Genomic DNA, 6,000 nt, shown 5'->3' with positions numbered 1-6,000 from the left:
GAGGTGAGCGTCGAGAAGCAATAGCCCCTGATGTGCGATAATTGGGCGCGTGACTGAAAAGCCTGCAAACCCCAATGTCCTGTCCAACCGCTACGCTTCGCCGGAGATGGCGAAGCTGTGGAGTGCCGAGCATAAGATCATCCTCGAGCGGCAGCTGTGGATCGCCGTCATGCGCGCGCAGCGTGAGCTCGGTGTGGAGATCCCGCAAGAGGCTATCGACGCCTACGAGTCCGTCATCGACCAAGTCGATCTCGACTCGATTGCGGCCCGCGAGCGCGTGACCCGCCACGATGTGAAGGCACGCATCGAGGAGTTCAACGCGCTGGCCGGCCACGAGCACATCCACAAGGGCATGACCAGCCGCGATCTGACCGAGAACGTCGAGCAGCTGCAGATCGTGCGCGCGCTCGAGCTCGTGCGCAATAAGTCCGTTGCGCTGCTCAAGGCTGTAGGCAACCGCGCCGATGCATATAAGTCGCTCGTGATGGCTGGGCGCTCCCACAACGTGGCCGCCCAGGCCACCACACTGGGCAAACGTTTCGCTTCCGCGGCCGACGAGATCCTGGTGGCGGTCGCCCGCATCGAGTCGCTGCTCGACGGCTACCCGCTGCGCGGTATCAAGGGCCCGATGGGTACCGCCCAGGATATGCTCGACCTGATGGACGGCGACGAGGCCAAGCTCGCCGAGCTGGAAACCAAGGTCGCGCACCACCTCGGCTTTGACACCGTCTTCGACTCGGTGGGCCAGGTCTACCCGCGTTCGCTGGACTTCGAGGCGATCTCCGCGCTGGTGCAGCTTGCCGCGGGTCCTTCCTCGCTGGCCACCACCATCCGTCTCATGGCGGGCAACGAGGTCGTCACCGAGGGCTTCAAGGAGGGGCAGGTCGGCTCCTCGGCGATGCCGCACAAGATGAACGCGCGCTCCTGCGAGCGCGTCGGCGGCTTCCAGGTCATCCTGCGCGGCTACCTCACCATGGTCGCCGACCTGGCGGGCCAGCAGTGGAACGAGGGTGACGTGTTCTGCTCCGTGGTGCGCCGCGTCGCGCTGCCGGACGCCTTCTTCGCCATCGACGGCCAGCTGGAAACCTTCCTCACCGTGCTCGATGAGTTCGGTGCGTTCCCGGCGATGATCAACCGCGAGCTCGACCGCTACCTGCCGTTCCTTGCCACCACTCGCATCCTCATGGCGGCAGTGCGCGCCGGGGTCGGCCGCGAAACCGCACACGAGGTGATCAAGGAAAACGCGGTCGCCATGGCGCTGGACATGCGCGAGCGCGGCGCCGAGCAGAATCTGATCGAGCGCCTGGCTGACGACGAGCGCCTGCCGCTCGACCTCGCCCAGCTCGAAGAGGCACTGGCGGACCGCCATGCCTTCATCGGCGCGGCGGAATCCCAGGTGGACCGGGTGCTCGCGCGCATCGACGCCGTGGTGCAGAAGTACCCGGACGCAGCAAACTACCGCCCGGGCGAGATCCTGTAGCTGTTAGCGTGCCTCCCAGCGCACGTTGGCGTCCTCGAGCGCCACGCCGGTCGCCGGCTCGCCCGGATCCACGCGGCGCTCCCAGGAGGCGAGCACGGTGGTGTAGGCGCGCCCTTCCTCCAGGTCAGGCGTGTAGCCGGTGGGCGCGCCGCTGCCTATGTCGCAGTACGCCTCGGCCGCCGAGCGCAGCGCCACCTTTGCGTCCCCGCTCGGCTGGTGCGCGGAGCCGGGCGCTGCCGGCACGGAGTTCGCGCGCCGTGTCGTGGTTACGGGTGCGCCGTCGGCGTCGCGCACCACGGACTCCTGCGCTGTGACGAGTGTCAGCTCCGGGACGGGGACGGTTGGCTGCGAGGGGGCGGTGCCCACGCGCACGGGGGTCAGCGTGACGGGGTAGCAGTAAAACGCGCTGTAGCGTTGCGGTTCCGGGGAGCGGATGTTGTTGGCGGCTTCGGTGCCAGAGATGCGCTGGGGTGCCTCGACGGCGATTTCCCACTCGACTTGCGTGCCGGTGGCGGGATCCGTGGTGGTCCTGCGGGTGCTTTCCCCGAAGGCGAGGACGCGCTCCTCGCGCACTTTCTCAGCTGCGGCCGGCGCCTGCTCGCTGGGCTCGTGCGAGCAGCCAACAAGGGCTGCGCACAGGCTGGTGATGAGCGCGGCGGAAAGGGCGCGCGAGGCGTGGCGTTTGACCATGCGGAACATGGTAGTGGTGGGGTATATGCTTGGTGCCATGCGTCCAGAGCTTTCTGACTACACTCACCTTTCCGGCGGCAAGGTCCGCGAGATTTACCAGGTCGATGAGGACACGCTGCTGATGGTGGCCAGCGACCGCATCTCCGCGTTCGATTTCTCGCTGGAGCCGGCGATCCCGGACAAGGGCCGAATTCTCACGGCCACGTCGATGTTCTTCTTTGACCTGCTCGCCGGGGTGCCGAATCACCTCGCGGGCCCGATCGATGACCCGCGCATCCCCGAGGAGGTGTTGGGGCGCGCGATGGTGGTGAAGAAGCTGGACATGGTCCAGTTCGAGTGCGTCGCGCGCGGCTACCTCACCGGCTCGGGCAAGAAGGAGTACGACGAGCACGGCATGGTCTGCGGCGTGAAGCTGCCAGACGGTCTGGTCGAGGCGTCCAAGCTGCCGGAGCCGATTTTCACCCCGGCGACGAAGGCGGAGCAGGGCGACCACGACGAGAACGTGTCGTTCAACTACATGGCGGGCAAGGTGGGCCAGGACCTGGCGGAGCGCCTGCGTGAGCGCACCCTTGAGGTCTACACCCGCGCCGCCGAGTACGCAGAGTCGAAGGGCATCATTCTGGCAGACACGAAGTTCGAGTTCGGCCTGGATGCCGACGGGGAGCTCGTGCTTGCCGACGAGGTACTCACCCCCGATTCCTCCCGCTACTGGCCCGCGGACACGTACAAGGAGGGCCAGAACCAGCCGAGCTTTGACAAGCAGTACGTGCGCAACTGGCTGACCGGCCCGAAGTCGGGCTGGCGTCCCGCGGAGGGCACGCAGCCGCCGGAGCTGCCGGGCTCGGTGGTGGAGGCCACGCGCGACCGCTACATCGAGGCCTACGAGCGTCTCAGCGGGAAGAAGTTTGCGGACTGGCCGGGCGCGAACGCCTAAGCATCGTGCCCTAGGCTGGGTGCCTATGGAATTCCCGAAGGCACCCAAACACCCGATTACCCGCTCGTTCCACGGCCGCGAGTTCGTCGACGATTACGAGTGGCTGCGCGATAAGAACAGCCCCGAAACGATTGCGTACTTGGAGGCGGAAAACGCCGCCACCGAGCACGCCACGCAGGGGTTCCGCGGGCTCGCCGACACCATTTACGGCGAGATCAAATCGCGCGTCAAAGAGACGGATATGTCCGTCCCACAGCGCGCGGGCGACTGGTGGTACTACGGCCGCACGATCGAGGGCAAGGACTACGCCCTGTCGTGCCGCGTGCCGGCCACCGGCGAGCCGTGGACCCCGCCCGAGGTCGCCGATCAGATGCCCGGGGAGCAGGTGCTTCTCGACGCCAACGAGCTCGCCAAAGGCCACGACTTCTTCTCCCTCGGCGCATCCTCGGTCACCTCGTCCGGCAGGCTGCTGGCCTACTCGGTGGACACCACCGGTGATGAGCGCTTTGACCTGCGCATCAAGGACTTAGACACCGGCGAGCTGCTCCCAGACGTGATCGAGGGCGTCTTCTACGGCGCGACTTGGGCAGGCGAGGACTACCTGTTCTACATCCGCGTAGACGACGCGTGGCGTCCCTACCAGGTCTGGCGCCACAAGGTTGGCACCGCTGCCGCAGACGACGTGCTGGTCTACGAGGAGGAGGACGAGAAGTTCGGCGTCGGTGTGGGTGCCGACCGCGCGGAGCGCTTTGTGTACATCATTGCCTCGTCCTCGCTGACCACGGAGTACCGGGTTACCCCGCTTGCAGCGCCGACCGCGCCTTTTGAGGTGCTGTGGCCGCGCACCGCAGGCGTGGAGTACCACCCGGACTACGCCAAGCTCGGCGAGGACGAATACTGGGTCATCACACACAACCGCCGCGGCCCGAGCTTCGCCGTGAGCACCACCCCGCTCGCCACCGACGAGCTGCCTGACCTGCGCGACCTGCCGGTCATCGTGCCGCATTCGGACACCATGCGGATCGAGGGCATCGACACCTACCGCGACTTCATGTTCATGTCGTACCGACGCGGCGGGATCTCCCGGCTGGCGGTCGCGTCGCTGACTGGTGGCGACTTCGCCCCGTTTAAGGAGCTGGAGTTTTCCGAGGAGCTCTACACCGCGGGCCTGGCGGGCAACCCGGAGTGGGACGCGCCTGTTGTCCGGGTGGGCTACACCTCGTATACGCAGCCGTCGCAGCTTCTGGACTACCACGTCGCCGATGGAACGTTCACCCTGCTCAAGGAGCAGGAGGTTGAGGGCGGCTACAACCCGGAGGACTACGTCGCGGAGCGGATCTGGGCGAAGGCTGAGGATGGGGTAGAGGTGCCGGTGTCGGTGGTGCGTCGCAAAGCAATGGCCCCGGGCGTAGCCCCCACCTTGCTCTACGGGTACGGCTCTTATGAGGCCTCGATGGACCCGGGCTTTTCCATCGCGCGCCTGTCGCTGCTTGATCGCGGCATGGTGTGGGCGTGCGCGCACGTGCGCGGCGGCGGCGAGATGGGGCGCAGCTGGTACGACCAGGGCAAAATGCTGCACAAGAAGAATACGTTTACCGACTTCATCGCCTGCGCCGACACCCTCATCGAGCTCGGCATCACCGACCCCGAGCACCTCGTGGCGGAGGGCGGCTCCGCGGGTGGCCTGCTCATGGGCGCGGTGGCGAACATGGCGCCGGAGAAGTTCGCGGGTATCCAGGCGATCGTGCCGTTCGTGGACCCGCTGACCTCGATTCTCAAGCCGGAGCTGCCGCTCACAGTCGGCGAATGGGAGGAGTGGGGTGACCCCTACCACGACCCCGAGGTTTACGACTACATGTCCACCTACGCGCCCTACGAGAACATCACGGCTCAGGACTACCCGGACATCTTGGCCGTGACCAGCCTCAACGACACGCGCGTGCTCTACGTCGAGCCCGCGAAGTGGGTGGCCAAGCTGCGTGAATACGCCACCGCCGGCGAGATCCTGCTCAAGACCGAGATGTCCGCGGGCCACGGCGGGGTATCCGGCCGCTACGCCAAGTGGAAGCAGACCGCCTTCGAGTACGCGTGGACCCTGGTGAAGAGCAAAGCCGTCCCGGATGTGGGAGAATAACCCGTATGTCCGGTCGCCTTCTCGTCTCTATTTCCTCCATTTTTGATGACACCCTGGATGATGTCATCCCGCTGGTCAAAGGCCTCGACCGCAAGGGGATCCCGGTGTCCCTGCTGGTCGCGCCGCACATTGACAAGCGGTGGCACGTGGCCAAGGACGGGCGCACTCGCGACTGGCTGCTCGAACAGGCGGAGCACCGCGCCGTCCTGCTCAACGGGTTTGACCAGGCAGTACAGGGGCGCCGCTCCGAGTTCGCCACCCTCGGCGAGCACGAAGCCCGCCTGCGCCTCAAGGGCGCGACCCGGCAGATGGAGGCGCTCGGCTTCCACCTCGACATGTTCGCGCCCCCGCGCTGGCAGATGTCGGAGGGTACCCTCGCCGTCCTTCCGGAGTTCGGCTTCCGGCTCGCCGTGTCGACCAGCGGCATCTACTCGCTTGTCGACGACCCCGCGACCCCCTTCCTCCGCTGCCGCAACCTCTCCGTCGGCGAAGGCTACGGCACGGCCAAGTGGTGGCGCCGCAACATCATCGCCGCCGCCGTCCGCGGGGCGGAGAAGGGCAACACGATCCGACTGTCTATCTCGGCCCGCGAGCTGCACAAAAAGAAGGTCCGCCGCGACTTCACCGCCGCGATCCTGTGCGCCCAGGCCAACGGCGCGGAGCCCGCGGACTACCGGGCGTTCCTGTAGGGCGTGGTTGTTGACTGGTTTCGCGTCGGCTGAACGCTGATGACTGTTTTTGTTTTTTGGAAAACAGTCATCA

The 6,000-nt window shown here is 66.3% G+C and carries 5 protein-coding genes; 4 read left to right on the top strand and 1 reads right to left on the bottom strand.

All coding sequences use genetic code 11. The features are described from left to right. Positions 1 to 49 precede the first annotated feature (49 nt). Entirely contained in the window at positions 50 to 1,480 is a 1,431-nt protein-coding gene (gene purB, locus HMPREF2550_RS08220) for an adenylosuccinate lyase (protein WP_083319859.1), read from the top strand. 3 nt (positions 1,481 to 1,483) lie between these two features. Here the strand turns inward: purB and HMPREF2550_RS08215 are convergent, their stop codons facing one another. Continuing rightward, complete coding sequence (locus tag HMPREF2550_RS08215) at positions 1,484 to 2,170, bottom strand: hypothetical protein (protein WP_141760565.1); 687 nt, start codon at positions 2,168 to 2,170, stop codon at positions 1,484 to 1,486. Positions 2,171 to 2,207: 37 nt separating this feature from the next. Between HMPREF2550_RS08215 and HMPREF2550_RS08210 the strand changes: the two genes are divergently transcribed. The 3 genes from HMPREF2550_RS08210 to HMPREF2550_RS08200 are packed head-to-tail and all read left to right on the top strand — an operon-like array spanning position 2,208 to position 5,927. Further along, on the top strand, positions 2,208 to 3,104 hold the full coding sequence (locus HMPREF2550_RS08210; RefSeq protein ID WP_070790710.1) for a phosphoribosylaminoimidazolesuccinocarboxamide synthase: 897 nt from the start codon (positions 2,208 to 2,210) through the stop codon (positions 3,102 to 3,104). A 25-nt stretch (positions 3,105 to 3,129) separates the two neighbouring features. Further along, positions 3,130 to 5,238, top strand: a complete 2,109-nt coding sequence (locus HMPREF2550_RS08205; protein ID WP_070790633.1) for a S9 family peptidase — start codon at positions 3,130 to 3,132, stop codon at positions 5,236 to 5,238. A gap of 5 nt (positions 5,239 to 5,243) precedes the next feature. Further along, positions 5,244 to 5,927, top strand: a complete 684-nt coding sequence (locus HMPREF2550_RS08200) for a DUF2334 domain-containing protein (protein WP_070790632.1) — start codon at positions 5,244 to 5,246, stop codon at positions 5,925 to 5,927. The last annotated feature ends 73 nt before the right edge of the window (positions 5,928 to 6,000 follow it).

The organism is Corynebacterium sp. HMSC074A01, from assembly GCF_001831515.1.
Taxonomy (GTDB): Bacteria; Actinomycetota; Actinomycetes; order Mycobacteriales; family Mycobacteriaceae; genus Corynebacterium.
This window is presented reverse-complemented; position numbering and strand designations above follow the sequence as displayed.